The organism is Sulfurimonas lacustris (assembly GCF_059705355.1).
On record NZ_AP046125.1, the window covers coordinates 1295511 to 1315377 of the forward strand.

The window sequence follows — 19867 nt, forward strand, 5'->3', positions numbered from 1 at the left end:
GCGATGCTTCTTAGCGCTGTCGCTTTGCATCTCAATCTTCCCTTTGTGGGGAGTGATGTCGAACTAGACTCTATGAATGAGTTAGCTCTCGCATCTCCCGCACAACTTGCTTTTGCTGTCCATAAAAGATACTTTGCAGAGCTAGAATCCTCAAGAGCAAGAGCCTTTTTGATACCACACGACCTAGTTGCACATCTACCACAAAACGCTTCTTACATTCTCTGTGATGATGTTTCTCTATCTATGGCACTTGTAACCAAACTTTTTCATAAAAAACCAATTGAACCGGAACTTCCACACCCTGTTATAGGGAAAAATTCTATCGTTGATGCTTTGGCGAGAGTAGAAAACGGTGCTGTGATTGGTTCTGATGTGATTATCATGGCAGGTGCTTACATAGGGACAAATGTGCATATCGGAGATGGCACTATCATCTATCCTAATACAACCATCTACAGAGATTGTGTTATCGGTAAGGAGTGCATCATCCACTCAGGAGCGATTATCGGGGCGGATGGGTTTGGATTTTCACATACAAAGAGTGGTGAACATATCAAAATATATCAAAATGGAAATGTCATCATAGAAGATTGCGTTGAAATCGGCGCAAACTGTGCCATAGACAGAGCTGTTTTTAATGCGACCATCATAAGACACGGCTCGAAACTTGACAATTTTATCCATATCGCACATAATTGCGACATCGGGGAGCACTCTATTTTTGTGGCACAAACCGGTGTCGGCGGTTCTACAAAACTGGGGCGAAACTGTGTCATCAGCGGGCAGAGTGCCTTTAGTGACCATTTGGAAATCGCCCCTTTTTCAACATTTACCGCAAGAAGCGGCGTAACAAAAAGCATCAAAGAGAGCGGAGGAGTCTATAGCGGCTTCCCTCTTATGAAACATAAAGATTGGAAAAGACTGCAAGTAAGGATTGCAAAGCTAAACGAGGAGAGATAATGGATTTGAGAGAGTGCGCAAAAGTCATCAATGCAGAGTTTGATGGCAAAAATTTTGAAGTAACAAAGATGAATACGCTCAAAGATGCCACACAAAACGAGATATCTTTTGTTGCAAATACAAAATATGTTAAAGATATTCAAAACTCACAAGCCGGTGCGATTATCGTACATAAAGATATGTTGGAGTTTGTACCCTCAAGTGCTGTTGCACTGGTGGTACAAAACCCCTACTGGGAGATGGCGACACTCTCAAAATATTTTGCTCCACCCATTGAGGATGCCTCTTTGGATGAGCCAAAAATAGGCGAGGGGAGTGTTGTTTCACCAAAAGCGGAGATTGCAAGAGGGGCTGTGATAGGCAAAAACTGCACGATTATGGCGCATGTCTATGTCGGTGCAAATGCAGTTATAGGAGACAACACCATTCTTTATCCAAGCGTAACCGTCTATAGAGACTGTAAAATCGGAAGTGATTGTATCATCCATGCAAACACCACCATCGGAAGTGACGGTTTTGGTTTTGCAACAAACAAGCTGGGTGAACATAGAAAGATTTACCAAAACGGCAATGTTGTCATAGAGGACAATGTAGAGATTGGCAGCTCAAGTGCGGTTGATAGAGCAGTTTTTGGAAGCACACTTATCAAGCATGGTGTAAGAATAGACAATCTTGTGCAAGTCGGGCATAACTGCATCATCGGCGAACACTCTGTTTTGGTTGCTCAGGCTGGTATTTCAGGCTCTACAACAATGGGCAGAAATGTCGTTATGGGCGGACAAAGCGCAACAGCTGGACATCTCAACATCGCTCCTTTTTCAACCATGGCAGCACGTAGTGGCGTGACAAAAAGTATCCATGAAAGCGGCTTAACATTTTCTGGATTTCCTTTGATGGAACACAAACTATGGCTCAAGCTTCAGGGCAAAATCGCTAGACTTATCAAGTAAAAATTAAGAGACTACAAATATGAGGAGTTTACAATGTCAAAAACGATATCATTAAACGGAACAAAAAAAGGTGTTATTTCGGTAACAAAGATAGATGAGCCGTATGGAGCTGGTAGCCACAGCGTGGCGAGTATTGGTATATCTTTAGCTGGAAATGCGGATGAACCTGAATGGAAAGTTCATATTCCACTTGAAAATTTAGAGGAAGTTATCGAGGCTCTTAAAGAGCTTAAGTAGCAAGCGGGAGCGTGATTGAAAAAAAAGTTTTTTTTATTTCTTTTCTTTGCAACGCTCCTTTTTGGAGAAAAACTCCAGCTTCTTTTTGAAGGGAACTTACATGTCAAATCAAGCGAGCTTTATGAGTCGCTGGATTTAAGTGAGCCCTCTTTTTATGAGTTTTACAAAGAAAAACCATCTATTGATGAGAGAACTCTTGACCTTATCATACAAACCCTCAAAGAGTACTATAAAACAAGAGGTTTTTTCGGTGCAGAGATAGCATCAAAAAAAGAGGATTCAAACATTGTACTTACCATCAAAGAGAACGAACCCATCATTATAAAACATATCTCAAACCACGCAGAATTGGACTTTAACGGTGTTATCCCATTTAAAGTCGGCGATTTTTTCGATTCAAACAAATTTACGCAGAGCAAAAAAGATATAAGGCATTTATACGCAAACCATAGTTACTGCAATGCGTCGGTTGATGCAAAAGCATGGATTGATATAGAAAAAAACGAAGCCTATGTGCATTATGAATCAAAGAAAAACCAAGAGTGCCGCTTTGGAAACATAGAGATAATTACGCCTAAAAATATAGATGAAGAGATTGTTCGCTCTATTGTTCCTATACGTAAAGATATGGAGTTTTCTTCACAGAGCATCACTAAAAGCTATGAAGAGCTTTACGCTTACGAGGGTGTCTCCAAAGCAATTATCGATACCGAGGTTGCAAAAGAGAACCAAGTCAATGCAACAGTAAGCATCATCCAAAACGAAAACCCTCTGCGTTTTGAGTTTGGTGTGGGTGCGAGCAGCGATGAGGGGGCGATGACTTCTATAGGTCTTTTGCATAGAAATTTCTTAGGAGACTTAAAGACACTAAGCCTTAAGAGCAAAGTTGCGCAAATCAAGCAAAATGTAGTACTAAACTTCGATATGCCACTTACCAATCGAAACTTTACAGGTTTTGAAACCGGATATGAAAATGAGCAGTTTTTGGGTTTTAAAGAGTACAAGTTTTTCTCAACTCTCTACTTAAAACAGAAAAAAGATAACCATATCTTAAAAGAGAGTATTGTTTTTGACCAGACAAGAACGTATGAGAGTGACGATGAGGCTCTTTTTCCCTTAAGCCGACTCTTTATCATTTCACCAAAACTTGAGTACGCTTATGATACACGAGATAAGATTTTGGATCCAAGCAGCGGCTATTTTGTAAAAGCCGAGATTATGGGCTCACAAAATAGTGCTATTTCAGATGCAACTTACTACAAGTTTAAGACAAGCGGCGGCACTATACACTCTTTAAACAACACTATTCTTGCACTCAGAGCCGAATATGGGACGCTAAAGCTTACAGACGGAGCACTTCCGACATCGTACCGCTTTTTTGCAGGAGGGATGCACAGTAACCGAGGTTACGGATACAGAAAAATAGGTCCCCTAAACAGCTTAGGCGACCCGCTGGGCTTCGACTCCATAATGGAGGCGACCGCTGAACTTAGATTTAAGGTTTATGGCGATTTTGGAGGCGTTGTTTTCAACGATAACAGCTTTGTCGGAGAGAGCAGTGCGCCAAATTATGCAAACGGATATCATAGTGCAGGATTTGGTATCCGCTATAAAACACCCATCGGACCTATCGCCGTTGATGTCGGTTGTGACGTTAAAGACCCTTTAAAACAGTATGCGCTTCACTTTCACATCGGAGAGCTATTTTGATAAAGAAACTACTTCTCTTTTTCCAAAACAGCATGCTCTTTTTTGTTGCACTTATTCTATTTACTCTTTTTGTATTTTTTCAAAAAGATGTTGTTCCGTTTTTGGCACAAAAATATCTTAAAGAGTTTGATGTCACATACAGCTCGATTGAGGGAACGCTTTTTCATGGCGTAGAAGTCTCTGATTTTGTTTATCAAGAGAGCATAAAAGCAAAAAAGCTCACGCTAAAATACAACTTCTTCTCTCTTTTGCAGCCAACGCCAAGAGTTGCGTTTTTGGGCGGTGATACAGTTTTTATCGACCTCGACAAACTCCTAGCCATGCAAAGCGACTCTTCCCATTTTGCTCTAAATATATCAGAAACGCAGCTCACAAATGCAACACTCCGCTATAAAAACGAAAACTATCTGTTTGATGCAGATGCTACAAATCTCAGCTATAGAGAGCTGCTGGATATAGAAAAACTAGGACTAAAAGCAAAGACGAGATACGCCGACGGAACATTTGAGGGAGAGGTAAGGGAGGGTGTATTGAGAGGAAAATCTTCTCTGCAGCTCTCCAAAGAGATAGAGAAAAAATATATAGATTTTTTAGAGTACAACCCAAAAAAACTTCTTCTTGATGTCGTTATAGATGCAAAAAAGATTGATTTTCGTACAACACTTAAAAATGCCTCAATAAAAGAGTTTTCGGATTTATCCATTAAAGATACGACGCTTGAGTTCTCTTATCTTATAGAAGAGGAAAGTTTTACGATTTTTGCAACATGCGATGCATATTACAAAGAGTATGCGGCAAAAATAAAACAGGATGTCTTTGTAGATGCAAATTTTGTAGCACACTCCAAACTGGAAGCAAAAATCACCGATAAGAAAGAGAGGCTTCCCTTTGATACATTTAGCATGGATATCAAGCATGACAATGGTAAGACAGATATGCACTTTAGCGCAAAAGAGATAGAAGCGGATGTCAAAACTCATGATTTTAAGAAGTTTTTCATTGATGCAGACACCCGCTATGCAAAGTTTGATACAGAGCTTTTACGAGACAAAAATGAGACACTTATAGAATCAAATATTCAACCGACCAAAGAGTTTTTGCACTATAAAGAGTATGATTTGAGTAGATTTTCTAAACTTTTCATCACTCTGCATGAGAAAAATGATGAGATTTCACTCTTTGTCAAGTCAGATATCTTATGGCTCTCAATCTTTGGCAATGAAGAAAAAGTAAAAGGTTACGGTGCTTTTGGTCACTCATTTTATGATTATAAAGTTGATTTGCAAAACAAAACTGCCACGGTAAATACAAAAATAGAGTCACTTTTAACCTTTGCAAAAGAGCTTGATGCCAACCTCTCTCAAACCTCTTTTGATGCCAAGATAGAAGCACAATCAGAGATAGATTTTTCAGATACGCTAGAGATTGTGACAAAGATGAACGTACCGCTCTACACACTCAAACTCGACTCAAAAAGCAGTTTTTCTGGAAAAGAAGGCACGGCAGAATTTATCTATAAAGAAAATGAACTCACACTAAAAAAATACAGTTTTGATATCCAAAACCGTAGAATCTTCTCCGACAAAACATCAAAGGTTTTTATCAATGAAAACTCAGATATTGAACTGCAAGAGTTTTGGATATTTGATACGCTGCTACTAAAAGGTTTGGTTAAAACAGCAGATTTGAGTGCAGATTTCTCACTCAAGAGCGACAAATTTAATTACGAATCGCCGGAGGCAAATCTCTCTTTAAAGCTTGATTTACAAATAGCGCTTGATACACAAAAACAGCGTATTGACGGCGAAGTTGAGATACTAGATGGCACGGTGATGTACAAACCGAGGAAAACATATAGCATCGGCGATGAGGATATCATCATCATTCAAGACATCAAAGAGAGCGTGCAAAAGAGCAACAGAGAGATAAATGTTTTTGTCACATCATCAAAACCCATTGCGTATAAAACAAAAGAGATTTCACTGCTTGCAACTCCAAATCTATTTATCCACCAAAAAATGAACTCTTTTGTAGAGATATTTGGTGTTGTAAACATAAAAAGCGGAGAGGTTGCTTTAAGTGATAAAGTTTTTGAGCTTGACGAGAGCGAACTCTATTTTTATGGAGGCAAAGAGATAAATCCGCATCTAAACCTCAATTTGCACTACTATACACTTGATTACATCGATATAGAGATTTACATCACAAACAAGATGAGCTCACCCGTCATACTTTTTGCATCAAAACCTGCCATGAGCCAAAATGACATCCTCTCTTACATCCTTTTTGGAGAGAGTGCATCGTCTGTTTTTACAGCAGAAGGCACATCCAAAACATCGCTCAATACTCTTTTACTCGGTACAGGACTTAAAAAAATGCTCAACGAATCCACAAGTGTAAAGTTTGACACAATCAACATCCTGACAAACAAAGAGGGAACACTAGGATACGAAATAGGCGCACGTCTTAACAAAAGAATCCGTATAATCTATAAAAATGATACGATTTCAAGTCTTATTTTGCAGTATAGTCTGAGCAAGTCTCTACGTGTAGATGTTGATATAAAAGAGACGGGGCAGGGAGTAAATATTATCTATGCGAAAGATTTTAATCTCCATACGCCTTAGCGTATGAAAATATTAAGAGCGTAACTCTTTTACAAACTCTTCGATTCTCTTGATACCTTTGCGGATACTCTCGATGTCTGTAGCAAAACTAAATCTTGCATAACCTTCACTTCCAAAGCCAACACCCGGAACTAAAGCTACACCTTTTTTCTCTAAAAGTTGCTTACAAAACTCCATAGAGTCGTTGCTTACTTTTTTGATGTTTATGAAAAGATAAAAAGCACCGTCAGGCTTATAAACACTCAAACCGTCGATTGCGTTTATAAGTTTTACAGCTTCATCACGACGCTCTTTAAACGCCACTCTCATCTTCTCGATATCTGCATCTGCATCACCGTTTAAGCCCACGATTGCCGCTTTTTGAGTGATAGAGTTGATGTTAGATGTACTTTGGCTTTGAAGCTTTTTAGTCGCTTGGATGATCTCTGTTTGATGCGCCGCCATATAACCAAATCTCCAACCCGTCATAGCAACAGATTTGCTAAGACCATTGATGGTAATGGTTCTCTTAAACATATCTTCACTCACAGCCGCCGCAGATGTAAACTCACCGTCATAGATAAGTTTTTCGTACATCTCATCACTTGCAACAAGTACATCTGTTCCCTCTAAAACTTTACCAAGAGCGGTCAGTTCCTCTTTTGAGTAAACTGAACCTGTCGGGTTTGATGGGCTTGTAAGAACTATCATCTTTGTTTTCGGAGTAAGAGCGTTTTTTAACTGTTCAGGAGTGATTTTAAATGAACTCTCGTCATTTGTCTCAATCTCTACAACCGTTCCGCCATGATAGAGGACAAGTTCAGGGTAGGTTACCCAGTATGGAGATGGGATGATTACCTCGTCACCCTCTTGAACTACTGCCGCAAAAAGGTTAAAAAGAGAGTGTTTCGCACCATTGTTTGTGATGATTTGGTTTGGAGCGTATGTTAAGCCATTGTCTCTTTTAAGTTTGTTAGCGATAGCAGTTTTGAGTGCAGGAATACCCTCAACCGCGGTGTATTTTGTAAAGCCCTCATTTATTGCGGCGATGGCAGCATCTTTGATAACTTGAGGCGTATCAAAATCAGGCTCTCCGGCAGAGAAACTAAGTATGTCTTTACCTTGTGCTTTTAGCTCACCGGCAAGCGTTGAAATGGCAATCGTAATCGATTCAGATAGTGTATTTACGCGATCTGTTAGCATAAGAACCCTTTTCTTTAAAATATTGGGCGAATTATACTAGAAAAAACCTAATTTTTCATCGCTCTAATAAAGGATTCATAAATATTTTCAAGTGCCAAATCTTGCTCTAAAAGCTCTTTGTTATCTTCAACCAAGATATGTTCTAAAACAGCAACACGCTTAAGCAGATACTCAAACATCTCTTTATTGATGTCAGGCAGAAGGTTGTGCATAAGAGGCTCTTTACATCTTCCTTTTTCTATCACATGAGCAGGGATACCAATCGCCGTTGCATTGTCGGGAACTGGTTTGACGACAACAGAGTTTGCGCCGATTTTTGCGTTCTCTCCGATGACAATGTTACCAAGCACTTTTGCTCCCGCACCTATAACGGCACCTTTTTTTACGGTAGGGTGTCTTTTGCCTTGTGTGAGCGAAACACCGCCAAGCGTTACGCCCTGATAGATAAGAACATCATCTTCGATGATGGTCGTTTGACCGATAACCACACCAGTACCGTGGTCTATAAAAACTCTTTTTCCGATAATGGCACCTGGGTGGATGTCTATGTTGGTGAGGATTTGGTTAAACCCCATGATGATTCTTGCGAGACTTTTAAAGTTTGCCTTGTAAAGTCTGTGCGCTATTCTGTACCACGCAACTGCCCAGACACCTGGGTAGTTAAAGAGAAAATCAAGTTTAGAGTTGAGTGCTGGATCGTTGTTATAAGCATTTGAAAAATCTTCTCTGATTTCAGCAAAAAGTCCCAAAGATAAACTCCTAGTTCGTAGTTCTTAAATAGCCATTTTGTTGCAAAAACAGCTCTAATTTTGCAAGTGTATCATTTTTTTCTTTCTCTGTTATAAAAGTGGAGTTTGAGAGATCATTTTTAAGTTTGCTAGAAACTTTTCCTACATCATAACCAAGTGCATCCAAGATATCTAAAATACTTTTTGACTCAACGGCATTTTTTATCTCATAGTTATACTCATCGATAATAATAGTATATTCGCTAGGGTGTGTGAAGAGGTTATGGTTCATCCCAAGCGTCTCTTGATAAGCACCGACATTGAAAAAGCCCAAAAAGTACTCCTCTTCATCAAGGTTTACATCATGCAGATAGAGCGGTTTGTCAGGATTGAAGCCGATTTCACCGTCGCTGTCACATGTGATATCCCAAAGAGAAGCAGCACGCAGAGGCGTTGTGTTGAGATGGTGTAGAGGCATAACAGGGAAATGTTGCCCAAGCCCCCAATAATCAGGTAAACTCTGAAAGATAGAGGCGTTGATAAGATAACGCTCTTGCAGTTTTACCTGCAACTGTGCAAGCTCATCCGTCGGATTTGCAGATTTAAGGTAAAGCGCTCTTTTGATGACATTATGTACCAAAATCTCTGCATTTGAGCGGTCTTGAAGGTCGATGTAACCCAAATCAAAGAGCGTAAGTACCGACTCCATGTGGTCAAGCGCATCGTGAAGATACTCGATACAGTTTGTGTTGTTTAAGAGTTTGTTTAACTCTATAAGCTCTTCGATAAGCGGCGGATTTACAGGCTTGAAATTGAGCAGTTTTTCTTGAAAATCTTGTGTAAAAAGCTCCAAAACAGGAGTGATAAGCACGGCATGGGAAGCAACGATAAATCTGCCTGATTCTGTAAAGATATTTGGATGGGCAACATTTTTTGCATTCATAATTTCGCCAAGCAAGAAGACAACACTGCTTGAGAACTCATCGATGGAGTAGTTGCGAGAGTTTGAATGTGTGTGTTGATCATACTCTACCGCCAAGCCACCGCCTATGTTGATGCTATTTAGCTTGTTTGCTCCCATCTTTTTGAGTTCTGCATAAATATTTCCGGCTTCACGGAGTGCTTTTTTAAGCGGTGCGATATCGGACATTTGAGAGCCGATATGAAAGTGAATCATGCTCAAATAGTCCAAAAGTTCCGCTTCTCTAAGCAGTGTGATAGCCTCAATAATCTCTGTAGAGGTAAGACCGAATTTTGCATCCATACCGCCGCTTTTTGCCCAGATACCGCTTCCCGCGCTGTGAAGTCTTACACGTATCCCGATATTTGGCACTTTTAAATCACACTCTTTTGCAACCTCGATAATAGTCTCAAGCTCGCCCAAACCCTCAATCGTGATGGTAATGTTATGTCCGCTTTGTGCCGCAATAAAGCCAAGCGTAATCATCTCTTTATCTTTAAAGCCATTGACGGTGATATTTGCGCCGCTAGGTGTTTTGCTCATCGCAAGGATAAGCTCTGCCTTAGAACCCGCTTCAAGACCATAGTTATACTGCGCCCCTTGTGATGTAATGGCTTCAACGGCATGAGGAAATTGGTTTACTTTGAGCGGAAAAACAGCATTAAAAGCACCCTGATAGTTGTTTTGCTCGATGGCTTTGTCAAAGTAAGAGTAGAGTGTACGTATCTGACTTTTGATAAGATGCGGAAATCTTAGCAAAATTGGTCCTCTAACATCTTCTGAGCGTATGTCTTCTACAATTTGCAAGAGTGATGGCATACACTTATAGTTCAGCTTTATCTGACCATCTTCAATAATAAAGTTCTTGTTTCCCCAAATATCAATACCAAAATTTTTCATATCACCCCTTTTTTTTAAAACTAAAATTTAGTGTAAATCAGCGTTTAACTTTACTTCTCTCGTACTTCTTTGAATTACGTACTCTCCTGTGAGAGAATTTTGTCTAAAGTGCAGCCCATTGAGCCCTGCAAGCTCTTTTCCTTTCATAATAGTGTCAAGTTTTACATTAGGATTTACCTCTTGTATTTCAGCTAACTCTTCGTTGTTGATATGAAACTTTGTTCCTGCAAAAATCGCCAAACCGCCATCAAGGATACATCCATCTCCAAGAGGGATACCGCAAGTTGAGTTTGCACCCAAAAGTGTGTTTTTGCCGATAGTGATAGGGTTGCCGTCTGTTCCGCTAAGTACGCCAAGAATGGAAGCACCACCGCCAACATCACTTCCTGCACCTACAACTGCCGAGCTTGAGATTCTCCCCTCTACCATAACAGGACCTGTTGTTCCTGCATTGAAGTTGACATAAGAAGCCCCTGGCATAACCGTCGTTCCTGCTGCAAGTTGTGCGCCAAATCTTACTTTAGATGCATCAAGGATGCGTGTATTATCAGCTGGAATGATGTGTTGTAAAAATCTTGGAAATTTATCTACAAAATCGATATGAGGGTACTCGCCGGAGAGCTTCAACTCTATCTCATACTCTCGTAGATACTCAAGTTCGATTGGCATGCCCGCTGACCATGCGACATTTGGCAGTGCACCAAAAGCACCATTGAGGTTGATGCTTCTAATAGCAACTTTCGCCAAAGAGAGCGCATAGAGTTTGAGATATGCCGCTTCAACACTCTTAAGAGGCTCATCTGCAAAAAGGAAAACTACTTTAAACTCTCCCTCTCTTGCACCGCTTGTTACAAGCTGATTGTAGAGTGCAGAGACAACTTGGATATTTTTGTGTGCATCACCATACGCTTCGTCTGAATATGGAGTAAATGCATTGAGAGCGCTTTTCAAAAAAGAAGTGTTGACATTACAAACAACTTCGCTTTGTGTAAAATCTACCTCCACCTCTTGCTCCACAAGTGCCTTGATGAAAATAGCCGCACTCCCAAAATTTTCATTCCAGTTCACTACAGGATAGGTAGCTTGAAGTGTTTTTGAGAGATTTAACTGTCCTAAATCTACTCTACATATACCAAAAGCCAATGGGTCTTTATATCCTTTGATTTCTGTTTTAATCTCTTGAACAAGTGCTTTAAAAGCATCTGCAGTTTGAATAATTTCCATGAATTCTCTCTTTTACATAATTTATTTTTTGAATTATACTTAAACATTATTACATTTAGTATATACTTTCTTCATGAGCAAATGGATTGAACTTTTAAAAAATAATGATTATATGGGCATAAAGAAACATATCAGCAGTGGTGCTGATATCAATGAATCTAACGAGAGTGGAGAGTCTGTTTTGGCATCATCTCTTAGGTGCCGATGCGATACTGACCTAGTTATGCTTTTGATTGAAAATGGTGCGGATATATTTGATTTTGACGAAGAGGGTGTTACGATTTTTGATATGGCAGTCACCTATGATAACTTAGATATCGTAAAGTATCTCCTCTCCAGAGGGTTCAAGGTTGATGACACCAAAAGAAGAAGTCGTTTTACGCCACTTATGGCAGCTGTCTGTTATGGCAGAGTTGAGATGGTAAGGTTTTTGTTAGAGCAGGGTGCCAATGCAAATGCCGTGGACGCAAAGGGTATTAGCGTTATAGATTTTGCACGTAAAATGAACAAAAAAACAATTTTAAAAATACTCAATTTTAATGAAAACAGTCCTATCAACAAAAGTTACGCGAGGTAATCTTTACCTCTTTGACTAACAAATAGCATCAAATCAAATCATAATTGATATTTTCTTTTTTCAAAAAATTTTCAAAAAGATGAAAATATTTTTCTACATAAGTTGCATCCATAGAGCAGAGCGATATTTCAACAGATGCCCTTGCATCACGTAGCATCGGCAAAGAAGAGAGTTCTATATCTTTAGGAATCTCTTTCATAATGTTTATTAGGGTGTTTTCACTTGTTTGCGCTAGCAGTGTACGTCGATGTTTTTTGACACTTTTGCTAAAAAACTTCTCTATAACGGCACACAGCATTGGATGTGACATCTCTGGAAATCCAGGGGTAAAAAAGTATCTATCTTGTAGCGAAAAGCCGGACATGTTGTTGATAGGGTTGAAAAGAAGTTGTGAGTTTTGTGGCAAATCTGCCATATGAATTCTATGCGGATAAGCATCATTTCCAAACCGCTCTATGATATCCTGCTCAAATTTTTTATGTCTCTGAAGTGGTTTTGCGGTAAAAACCTCCGCTGCAACGGCTCTTGTCAAATCATCGGGAGTTGCCCCGATACCGCCAAAAGAGAACATCACGCCATCTGCATCATCCTTGATAAAATTGTATGTTTTTTTGATTAAGTTTTCATCATCTTTTATAACAAAAGAGGCAAAAAGTTCATGTCCATACTTTTGCAACTCATTTTTCAAAAACTCAAAATGCTTATCAACTCTACGACCGTTTAGTATTTCACTTCCTATGATGCACGCATAAAAGTTCATTTTTTAATCCACCGCTTTATCTTTTTTAAGTATTATACTGAAAACATTTAAGGATACAAGATGTCATACGCACAGCAGTTAGAAGAGTTGATTACAAAGAGTGTTATTCCCGATATTGACGAGAGATTGGATGAGATTTTTCAAGAGATTGCAGACAACAAAGATGCAAGCGAAGAGGCAAAAGAAGAGATAGAAGAGCTTAGAGAGTTTAAGGCAGATTTACAAGATGTTCTTGATGATATAGCAAGCGGTGATATTGAAGAGGATGAGTGCAAAGAGCTTATCGATGATATCTTAGAGGCTCAAAACGGCGAAGATGAAGATGATTTTGGCTTTGAGGATGAAGAGTAAAAATAGCTGATTTTAACATCTGTTTTTATATAATTCCAAAAAAAGAGCTAGGATAAAAAATGAGAATAATACTACTAGGCGCTCCGGGTGCAGGCAAGGGTACACAGGCGCAATTTTTGACAAAAAGATATAACATACCGCAAATCTCTACAGGCGATATGCTTCGCGCTGCCATCAAAGCAGGTACAGAGATGGGTAAAATGGCAAAAGCGGCGATGGATGCAGGCAAGCTTGTAACTGATGATATCATCATAGGTCTTGTAAAAGACAGAATCGCTGAAGATGATTGCAAAAACGGCTATCTTTTAGATGGTTTTCCACGTACTCTCGCTCAAGCAGATGCAGTTACAAATGCAGGCATAAATATAGATGCTGTTATTGAGATAGATGTTGCTGATAGTGAGATTGTAAAGAGAATGTCCGGTCGTCGTGCACATTTGGCATCGGGAAGAACTTATCACGTTTTATTTAACCCGCCAAAAGTTGAAGGCAAAGATGATGAGAGCGGTGAAGATTTGGTTCAAAGAGATGATGATAAAGAGGAAGTTGTTTTAGATAGACTTAAAGTGTATCATGAACAAACAAAACCACTTATAGGCTACTACAAAGAACAAGCGGCAAAAAATCCTAAGATTACATACATCACAGTTGACGGCACTCTAAACATCGCTGATGTTGAAGCGGCTATTATCGCAAAACTAGGATAATTGAACCTTTTAAAAGGTTCAATTATATTTTTGACTTTATAAAATTTTCCATCTCTAAAACTATCTCTTCTATAGTTCGCTCACCATCTATCGTATGCAATAGATTTTTATCACTATAAAATGCTTTTATATCTCTCAGAGGCTCTATGTAAACTTTCATTCGGTTGTTAAAAACCTCTACTTTGTCATCCTCGCCGCGTGAGCGTCCAAGAACTCGCTCTTTTGCGGTATCTTCGCTTACATAAACCTCTATAACACTGCAAAGCTCTAAAAATGTGTCACTTTTTAGGTAGTCATCCAAGGCACTCAACTGCTCCATGCTTCTAGGATAACCATCAATAATGATAGTGTTGGTAGGGGCATTTTTGATGGCGTTTACTATGGTTTCTATGGCTATTTTGATAGGAACTATAAGCCCTTTGGATATATAGCTCTCTATCTCCGCTCCAAGAGCAGAGCCGCTTGCGACCTCTGCACGGAGCATATCGCCTGTGGAGTAGTGAGTTATCTCGCTGTTTTGTTTAGCGATAAGTTCTGCATCGGTAGTCTTACCGGAACCGGGTGCCCCGATGATAAGAAAGAGTTTTTTCATTATCTGATTTTTATATGTAGATCTCTTAGCTGCATAGCATCCACTTCACTCGGTGCTTTTGTTAAGATACAAGAAGCTTTTTGCGTTTTAGGGAATGCTATAACATCACGGATGCTTGATTTTTTAGATAAAAGCATCATAAGTCTGTCAAATCCGATAGCAAAACCGCCGTGCGGAGGTGCGCCAAACTTAAGAGCATCAAGCAAGAAACCAAACTTCTCTCTAGCTTCCTCTTCGCCAATGCCAAGAAGTTTGAAAATCTCCTCTTGCATCTCCTCTTTATGGATACGGATACTTCCGCCCCCAAGTTCCGTACCGTTTAAAACGATATCGTAAGCGATAGATTCTATCTCTTCAACATCGTCTTTATCAGTGTTTTTTGGCTGTGTAAACGGATGGTGAAGTGCTTTTACTCTTCCCTCTTCGACTTCAAACATAGGAAAGTCAACAACCCAAACAAACTCAAAAGCGTCTTTATCGACAAGATTCATCTTCTCATGCTCTGCTATGAAGATGCGAAGTCTGCCCATGTAGTCCCAAACCGTCTTTTTATCTCCAGCACCAAAGAAGACGACATCGCCGACTTCAAGACCTAGTCTCTCTACAAGAAGCGCGATGTCTGCATCTGTGAAAAACTTGATAAGCGGACCTTTTAAGCCATCCTCTTTCATCTGGAAGTATCCAAGTCCCTGTGCGCCAAACTGACGAACAAAATCTTCAAAAGTTTTCATCTCTCTCTTTGAGAAAACTAAATCTGCACCGGGAACTCTAAGAGCTTTTATACGGTTTTTATGCGGTTGTTTTGCAATATTTGTAAATATCTCATTGTCACATCTCTCAAAGATATCAATAACATCAACCATTTTCAAATCATATCTGAGGTCAGGCTTATCAGAACCGTACCACTCCATCGCATCTCTGTAAGCTATACGGTTAAATGGAGGTTTTATCTCAACACCACAAGCACCAAACATTGCGACTAAAAGTTTTTCTGCGATAAGCATTACATCCTCTTGATCACAAAAGCTCATCTCGACATCTATCTGTGTAAATTCAGGCTGACGATCGGCTCTTAAATCTTCATCTCTAAAACATTTTGCTATCTGAAAATATCTATCAAATCCGCCTACCATAAGAAGCTGTTTAAAAAGCTGCGGAGATTGAGGAAGAGCGTAAAACTCGCCGCTGTGCACGCGTGAAGGTACTAGATAGTCTCTTGCGCCCTCTGGAGTTGATTTTGTAAGTATCGGAGTCTCAACCTCTAAAAAGCCGTTTTCATCCAAGATGTTTCTAGCCGCAATCGCCGCTTTTGAGCGAAGACGGAAAGTCTCATACATGGATGGGTCTCTTAGCTCCAAGTAGCGGTATCTAAGTCTTGTCTCTTCACCGACATTTTTATCACCGATAACAAATGGAACTGCCGCCGACTTGTTTTCTATGGTTAGTTCATCCACGACAATCTCTATCGCACCTGTTTTTAGACGAGGATTTGTTAAACCCTCGCCACGTAAACGAACCTTGCCTTTTGCAACAAGAACAAACTCATCACGAACCATGCTCGCTATTTTGTGAGAAGATGCGCTGTCTTCTGGGTCGCATGTAAGCTGAATCAGACCGCTTTTGTCTCTTAAATCTATAAAAACGATTCCCCCATGGTCACGGTAGCTATTTGCCCAACCTGCCAAAACAACGCTTTTGCCTACATCTGCTTCGCTTAAATCTGTACAATAATGAGTTCTCATAATAAGTCCTTAGTCATAAATAACCCCAACTTCAGCAATAAGAAAATAGCTCTAGTGCTAGGCAGATTTTCGCAGGACTAGCTATGCTAATTCAAGAAAATCTAACGACGCTAGTAGGCTATTTTCTTATTGCCCGAAGGGAAGTTTAAAAAGAGGGCTACTGCTTCGTTGAAACTTTTTGCAGCACAATAAGTGCAACTGCAAAGTTTCGCCTCACATTAGCCCTCTTTTTAAGCTTCTGAAGTTGGGGTTATTTATGACTAAAGACTTAATGAGTCCGAAAATAATTTTTGCGGATTATATCTAAACTTCTCTTAGCCCATTTAAAACAGTGCCTATTTTTATGTATAATTTACGAAAAAGTTCAAAAGAGTACTACTTGAAAAATAAAACAATTAAAAAAGTAGGTGTTGTTTTAAGACCATCTACACCTGAACTCAAAGATGGTTATGAGAAACTGGAAACTATTTTTAAAAAATATGCCATTGAAGTTTTGCTTGAGAGTGCAAGTGCAGCTATGATTGGTTTTGTCGGGCATGACTTTAAGACAATCTGCAAAGAAGCTGATTTTTTGGTAAGTTTTGGAGGCGACGGAACACTTATAGCTACTGTGAGAAAATCATTTGATTATGATATCCCCATACTTGGTATTCATGCGGGAAATCTCGGTTTTTTGACTGATTTATCTCTTGATGAACTTGACTCTTTTGTGGAAAAAATTACGCAAAGCAGATATAGAATAGATGAGAGAGCGGTTTTAGAGGCGACTGTCATAAAAAATGCTAAAGAGTTCAAAATGTATGCATTTAATGATGTTGTTTTGACACGAACAAGAGTCTCAAACATGATTCATGTCGAAGCACTTGTGGATGGTCGCTCTTTTAACACCTACTATGGCGATGGAGTGGTTGTCTCCACGCCTACAGGCTCAACTGCGTATAATCTCTCAGCAGGCGGACCCGTTCTTTTTCCAATGAGTAACGTTTTTGCACTCACTCCTATCTGCCCTCACTCTTTGACACAAAGACCTGTTGTATTGCCGGGGCGATTTACCATAGAGATGAAAACTTCTGAAGAGAGAGCTTTGATAATTATAGATGGTCAAGATGTCCATGAACTGGGGCTTGGCGAGAGCGTTTATATAAAGTTGGCGGCGAAAACCATTAAGCTGATTCACAGAGAAGAGTATAACTATTTTGATGTTTTAAAAGAGAAGTTAAGGTGGGGCGAGTGATAGAGAGATTTTACCTAAAAGAGTATCTTAGTTTTAAAGAGGTTGCGATAGAACCAAAAAACGGGCTTGTTGTTTTTACGGGCCCTAGTGGGAGCGGAAAGTCGATTTTGATGCACTCCATCCTCTCCTCTTTTGGTTTGGCATCATGTGAAGCCGCTTTATGTGAGGCAAGTGTCGCTTGGGAGTTGGATGCGCAAGAGCATGGCATAGAAGAGGATGACGTTTATGTCTTTAAGCACCTAAAAAAAGAGAAATCAAGATACTTTATAAACAACCAAAATATCTCTAAAAAAAGCTTAAGCATACTGGCATCAAGCTACTTAAAACACCTCTCTCTAAGAGATTTTAGCGATTTTGAAAATGAAAATCTGCTTTTGATGCTCGATAGCAGAATCCAAAAACACTCTCCGGAGATAGAGAGACTAGGAAGTAATTATAAAGATTTCTTCTTAGAGCATAAAAGAGTAAAAAAAGAGCTTTCCATCATAGAAGAGGAGCAAAAAAGAGTTACAGAACTCAAAGAGTTTGCGGCTTTTGAGATTCAAAAAATCATAGATGTTAATCCAAAAGTATCGGAAGATGAAGAGCTTTTGGAGATAAAAAAAGAGCTATCTAAAAAAGAGAAGGTTTTAGAGAGCATAACACGAGCAAATGCTATTTTTGAGTATGAACATAATGTTGTCGGCACGCTTGAGTTGCTTGGTGTGGATAGCTCCTCTTTTAACGATGCGATGAATGAGCTAAGAGCGGTAATGGAGAGTGCGCAAGAACGCTTTGAGATGCTAGAAGATGTCAATGTTGAAGAGGTTTTAAACCGCTTAGAGGTGCTTAGTGAACTCAAAAGAAGATACGGCGGTATAGAAGATGCGCTTAGATACAAAGAGCAAAAGATTCAAGAGCTTGAAAAGTATGAAAATATAGAGATAACAAAAGGTGATTTGGAGCTTCAAGAGGCATCTTTGGCAAAAAAAGTCAAAGAGTTTTCGCAAAAACTTACACAACTGCGCCATGCAGAGATAGGTTTGTTTGAACGTGATTTGAACCGCTATCTCAATGAACTCTATCTTCGTGATGCAAAAGTTGAGATAGTTCAAAAAGAGCTTGACGTTTTTGGAGCAGATGAGATAGTGCTAAAGCTTCATGGTACGGATTTGCAAAAGATAAGTACGGGAGAGTTTAACAGGCTTCGTCTTGGAGTTTTGGCACTCAAATCAGAGTGCATGAACAAAGAGGGCGGTGTGTTGATGCTCGATGAGATAGATGCAAATCTAAGCGGTGAAGAGTCGATGAGCGTTGCAAAAGTACTAAGAGCTCTCTCAAAACATTTTCAAATATTTGTTATCTCACATCAGCCACAACTTACATCTATGGGCAACCAGCACTTTTTAGTATATAAAAGAGAGGGAACTTCTTACGTCAAAGAGCTAAATTTGGATGAGAGAGCAGAAGAGGTGGCAAGAATTATCAGCGGAGAGAGGATTACAGATGAGGCAAAAGGGTTTGCCAAAGAACTGCTTTCCCTTTGTCAGGGAGAAAATATATGATAATCGACACACATGCACATCTTGACGATGCAAGATATGAAGATGACTTGGATGTAGTTTTGCAAAGAGCCAGAGAGGGTGGTGTAGGGCGTTTTATCATCCCCGGGGCAGATCCAAAAAACCTCTTAAGAGCCGTTGCTATAGCTGAGGCAAACAGCGATGTTTACTTTGCCGTTGGGGTTCATCCTTACGATATGGATGCTTTTGATGCACTTGATTTTGAGACATACATCAACCATCCAAAGTGCGTTGCAGTGGGAGAGTGCGGACTTGACTACTTCAGGCTTGAGGGAAGCGATGAGGAGAAAGAGAGAGAAAAAGAGAGACAAAAAGAGGTTTTTCTCTCTCAAATAGAGATAGCAAAAAAGTATAAAAAGCCCCTGATTGTGCATATAAGAGATGCTTCAAGGGATGCGAAAGAGATTTTGCTCTCAAGTGGTACGGAGGAAGTAGGCGGTGTTTTACACTGTTACAATGCCGATGAAGAGTTGCTTGTTTTGGCAAAAAACGGATTTTATTTTGGCATAGGAGGAGTGGTTACTTTTAGTAATGCAAAAAAACTTCTTCATGTGTTACCAAAAATCCCACTTGAAAAACTTCTTATAGAAACCGATGCTCCATATCTTACTCCCGCACCTCACAGAGGAGAGCGAAATGAGCCTTTTTATACAACTTTTGTTTTGAAAAAAATAGCTGATTTACTAGAAATTAAAGAGGAGAAAATTGAAGAAATTACAACAGAAAATGCACTAAAACTTTTTAATATCTCTTAGTATCAGGTGGCTTTCTTTTTTTATTTGGATTATTTTGATAAACTTTAAGATTCAATACAACTAACCTTACGCACTTTTTATCGCTTTTCACAAGAAAACAAGGCATTA

18 protein-coding genes are annotated in these 19867 nt (G+C 39.5%); 11 read left to right on the top strand and 7 right to left on the bottom strand.

Features of this window, described 5'->3' with window-relative positions; all coding sequences use genetic code 11:
• The first annotated feature begins 3 nt into the window (after positions 1-3).
• From lpxD (AC6H4V_RS06825) to AC6H4V_RS06845, 5 genes are read left to right on the top strand one after another with little or no spacing between them, the layout of a single operon-like run.
• On the top strand, positions 4-960 hold the full coding sequence (gene lpxD / locus AC6H4V_RS06825; RefSeq protein ID WP_497606251.1) for a UDP-3-O-(3-hydroxymyristoyl)glucosamine N-acyltransferase: 957 nt from the start codon (positions 4-6) through the stop codon (positions 958-960).
• The gene (lpxD, locus tag AC6H4V_RS06830) at positions 960-1910 is read left to right on the top strand and encodes a UDP-3-O-(3-hydroxymyristoyl)glucosamine N-acyltransferase (RefSeq protein WP_497606252.1); all 951 of its coding nucleotides are present in this window, start codon (positions 960-962) and stop codon (positions 1908-1910) included. Before lpxD (AC6H4V_RS06825) ends, lpxD (AC6H4V_RS06830) begins: the two co-directional genes overlap by 1 nt.
• A gap of 33 nt (positions 1911-1943) precedes the next feature.
• Entirely contained in the window at positions 1944-2147 is a 204-nt protein-coding gene (locus AC6H4V_RS06835; RefSeq protein WP_428730270.1) for a hypothetical protein, read from the top strand.
• A gap of 15 nt (positions 2148-2162) precedes the next feature.
• Complete coding sequence (locus AC6H4V_RS06840) at positions 2163-3857, top strand: autotransporter assembly complex protein TamA (RefSeq protein WP_497606253.1); 1695 nt, start codon at positions 2163-2165, stop codon at positions 3855-3857.
• Positions 3854-6484, top strand: a complete 2631-nt coding sequence (locus tag AC6H4V_RS06845) for a translocation/assembly module TamB domain-containing protein (RefSeq protein WP_497606254.1) — start codon at positions 3854-3856, stop codon at positions 6482-6484. Before AC6H4V_RS06840 ends, AC6H4V_RS06845 begins: the two co-directional genes overlap by 4 nt.
• A gap of 12 nt (positions 6485-6496) precedes the next feature.
• Here AC6H4V_RS06845 and AC6H4V_RS06850 read toward each other — a convergent pair whose 3' ends face one another.
• The 4 genes from AC6H4V_RS06850 to AC6H4V_RS06865 are packed head-to-tail and all read right to left on the bottom strand — an operon-like array spanning position 6497 to position 11479.
• The gene (locus AC6H4V_RS06850; protein WP_497606255.1) at positions 6497-7666 is read right to left on the bottom strand and encodes a pyridoxal phosphate-dependent aminotransferase; all 1170 of its coding nucleotides are present in this window, start codon (positions 7664-7666) and stop codon (positions 6497-6499) included.
• 47 nt (positions 7667-7713) lie between these two features.
• Positions 7714-8415 carry a serine O-acetyltransferase gene (cysE, locus tag AC6H4V_RS06855; protein ID WP_497606256.1) on the bottom strand — a complete coding sequence of 234 codons (702 nt, stop codon included), beginning with the start codon at positions 8413-8415 and terminating at the stop codon, positions 7714-7716.
• Positions 8416-8425: 10 nt separating this feature from the next.
• Positions 8426-10255 carry a biosynthetic arginine decarboxylase gene (gene speA / locus AC6H4V_RS06860; RefSeq protein WP_428730265.1) on the bottom strand — a complete coding sequence of 610 codons (1830 nt, stop codon included), beginning with the start codon at positions 10253-10255 and terminating at the stop codon, positions 8426-8428.
• 27 nt (positions 10256-10282) lie between these two features.
• A complete protein-coding gene (locus AC6H4V_RS06865; protein WP_497606257.1) occupies positions 10283-11479 on the bottom strand; it encodes a tetrahydrodipicolinate N-succinyltransferase N-terminal domain-containing protein in 1197 nt (398 codons plus the stop codon).
• Positions 11480-11552: 73 nt separating this feature from the next.
• Between AC6H4V_RS06865 and AC6H4V_RS06870 the strand changes: the two genes are divergently transcribed.
• Positions 11553-12056 carry an ankyrin repeat domain-containing protein gene (locus tag AC6H4V_RS06870; protein WP_497606258.1) on the top strand — a complete coding sequence of 168 codons (504 nt, stop codon included), beginning with the start codon at positions 11553-11555 and terminating at the stop codon, positions 12054-12056.
• Between the two features lie 28 nt (positions 12057-12084).
• Here the strand turns inward: AC6H4V_RS06870 and AC6H4V_RS06875 are convergent, their stop codons facing one another.
• Positions 12085-12816, bottom strand: coding sequence for a competence/damage-inducible protein A (locus tag AC6H4V_RS06875; RefSeq protein ID WP_497606259.1), 732 nt, complete (start codon positions 12814-12816; stop codon positions 12085-12087).
• A gap of 60 nt (positions 12817-12876) precedes the next feature.
• On the opposite strand from AC6H4V_RS06875, the gene AC6H4V_RS06880 reads away from it, so the two are divergent.
• Together AC6H4V_RS06880 and adk are read left to right on the top strand one after the other, a co-directional pair.
• Positions 12877-13167, top strand: a complete 291-nt coding sequence (locus tag AC6H4V_RS06880) for a hypothetical protein (RefSeq protein WP_497606260.1) — start codon at positions 12877-12879, stop codon at positions 13165-13167.
• A 59-nt stretch (positions 13168-13226) separates the two neighbouring features.
• Entirely contained in the window at positions 13227-13874 is a 648-nt protein-coding gene (gene adk / locus AC6H4V_RS06885; RefSeq protein WP_428730260.1) for an adenylate kinase, read from the top strand.
• 22 nt (positions 13875-13896) lie between these two features.
• Here adk and AC6H4V_RS06890 read toward each other — a convergent pair whose 3' ends face one another.
• Complete coding sequence (locus AC6H4V_RS06890; protein WP_497606261.1) at positions 13897-14466, bottom strand: adenylate kinase; 570 nt, start codon at positions 14464-14466, stop codon at positions 13897-13899.
• Positions 14466-16208, bottom strand: a complete 1743-nt coding sequence (aspS, locus tag AC6H4V_RS06895) for an aspartate--tRNA ligase (protein ID WP_497606262.1) — start codon at positions 16206-16208, stop codon at positions 14466-14468. Before aspS ends, AC6H4V_RS06890 begins: the two co-directional genes overlap by 1 nt.
• Positions 16209-16587: 379 nt before the next feature.
• On the opposite strand from aspS, the gene AC6H4V_RS06900 reads away from it, so the two are divergent.
• The 3 genes from AC6H4V_RS06900 to AC6H4V_RS06910 are packed head-to-tail and all read left to right on the top strand — an operon-like array spanning position 16588 to position 19759.
• On the top strand, positions 16588-17442 hold the full coding sequence (locus tag AC6H4V_RS06900; protein ID WP_497606263.1) for an NAD(+)/NADH kinase: 855 nt from the start codon (positions 16588-16590) through the stop codon (positions 17440-17442).
• Positions 17439-18986 (top strand): AAA family ATPase, encoded by a 1548-nt coding sequence (locus AC6H4V_RS06905; protein ID WP_497606264.1) that lies wholly within the window; start codon positions 17439-17441, stop codon positions 18984-18986. The genes AC6H4V_RS06900 and AC6H4V_RS06905 overlap by 4 nt, the downstream gene beginning before the upstream one ends.
• Positions 18983-19759 carry a TatD family hydrolase gene (locus AC6H4V_RS06910; RefSeq protein ID WP_497606265.1) on the top strand — a complete coding sequence of 259 codons (777 nt, stop codon included), beginning with the start codon at positions 18983-18985 and terminating at the stop codon, positions 19757-19759. Before AC6H4V_RS06905 ends, AC6H4V_RS06910 begins: the two co-directional genes overlap by 4 nt.
• Positions 19760-19867: the final 108 nt, after the last annotated feature.

What these genes read in the sequence shown, in the direction of transcription:
- lpxD (WP_497606251.1), top strand. Translation starts at nt 4, where the DNA reads ATGCTTCTTAGCGCTGTCGCTTTGCATCTCAATCTTCCCTTTGTGGGG.
- lpxD (WP_497606252.1), top strand. Translation starts at nt 960, where the DNA reads ATGGATTTGAGAGAGTGCGCAAAAGTCATCAATGCAGAGTTTGATGGC.
- AC6H4V_RS06835 (WP_428730270.1), top strand. Translation starts at nt 1,944, where the DNA reads ATGTCAAAAACGATATCATTAAACGGAACAAAAAAAGGTGTTATTTCG.
- AC6H4V_RS06850 (WP_497606255.1), bottom strand. Translation starts at nt 7,666, where the DNA reads ATGCTAACAGATCGCGTAAATACACTATCTGAATCGATTACGATTGCC.
- speA (WP_428730265.1), bottom strand. Translation starts at nt 10,255, where the DNA reads ATGAAAAATTTTGGTATTGATATTTGGGGAAACAAGAACTTTATTATT.
- AC6H4V_RS06865 (WP_497606257.1), bottom strand. Translation starts at nt 11,479, where the DNA reads ATGGAAATTATTCAAACTGCAGATGCTTTTAAAGCACTTGTTCAAGAG.
- AC6H4V_RS06870 (WP_497606258.1), top strand. Translation starts at nt 11,553, where the DNA reads ATGAGCAAATGGATTGAACTTTTAAAAAATAATGATTATATGGGCATA.
- AC6H4V_RS06875 (WP_497606259.1), bottom strand. Translation starts at nt 12,816, where the DNA reads ATGAACTTTTATGCGTGCATCATAGGAAGTGAAATACTAAACGGTCGT.
- AC6H4V_RS06880 (WP_497606260.1), top strand. Translation starts at nt 12,877, where the DNA reads ATGTCATACGCACAGCAGTTAGAAGAGTTGATTACAAAGAGTGTTATT.
- adk (WP_428730260.1), top strand. Translation starts at nt 13,227, where the DNA reads ATGAGAATAATACTACTAGGCGCTCCGGGTGCAGGCAAGGGTACACAG.
- AC6H4V_RS06890 (WP_497606261.1), bottom strand. Translation starts at nt 14,466, where the DNA reads ATGAAAAAACTCTTTCTTATCATCGGGGCACCCGGTTCCGGTAAGACT.
- aspS (WP_497606262.1), bottom strand. Translation starts at nt 16,208, where the DNA reads ATGAGAACTCATTATTGTACAGATTTAAGCGAAGCAGATGTAGGCAAA.
- AC6H4V_RS06910 (WP_497606265.1), top strand. Translation starts at nt 18,983, where the DNA reads ATGATAATCGACACACATGCACATCTTGACGATGCAAGATATGAAGAT.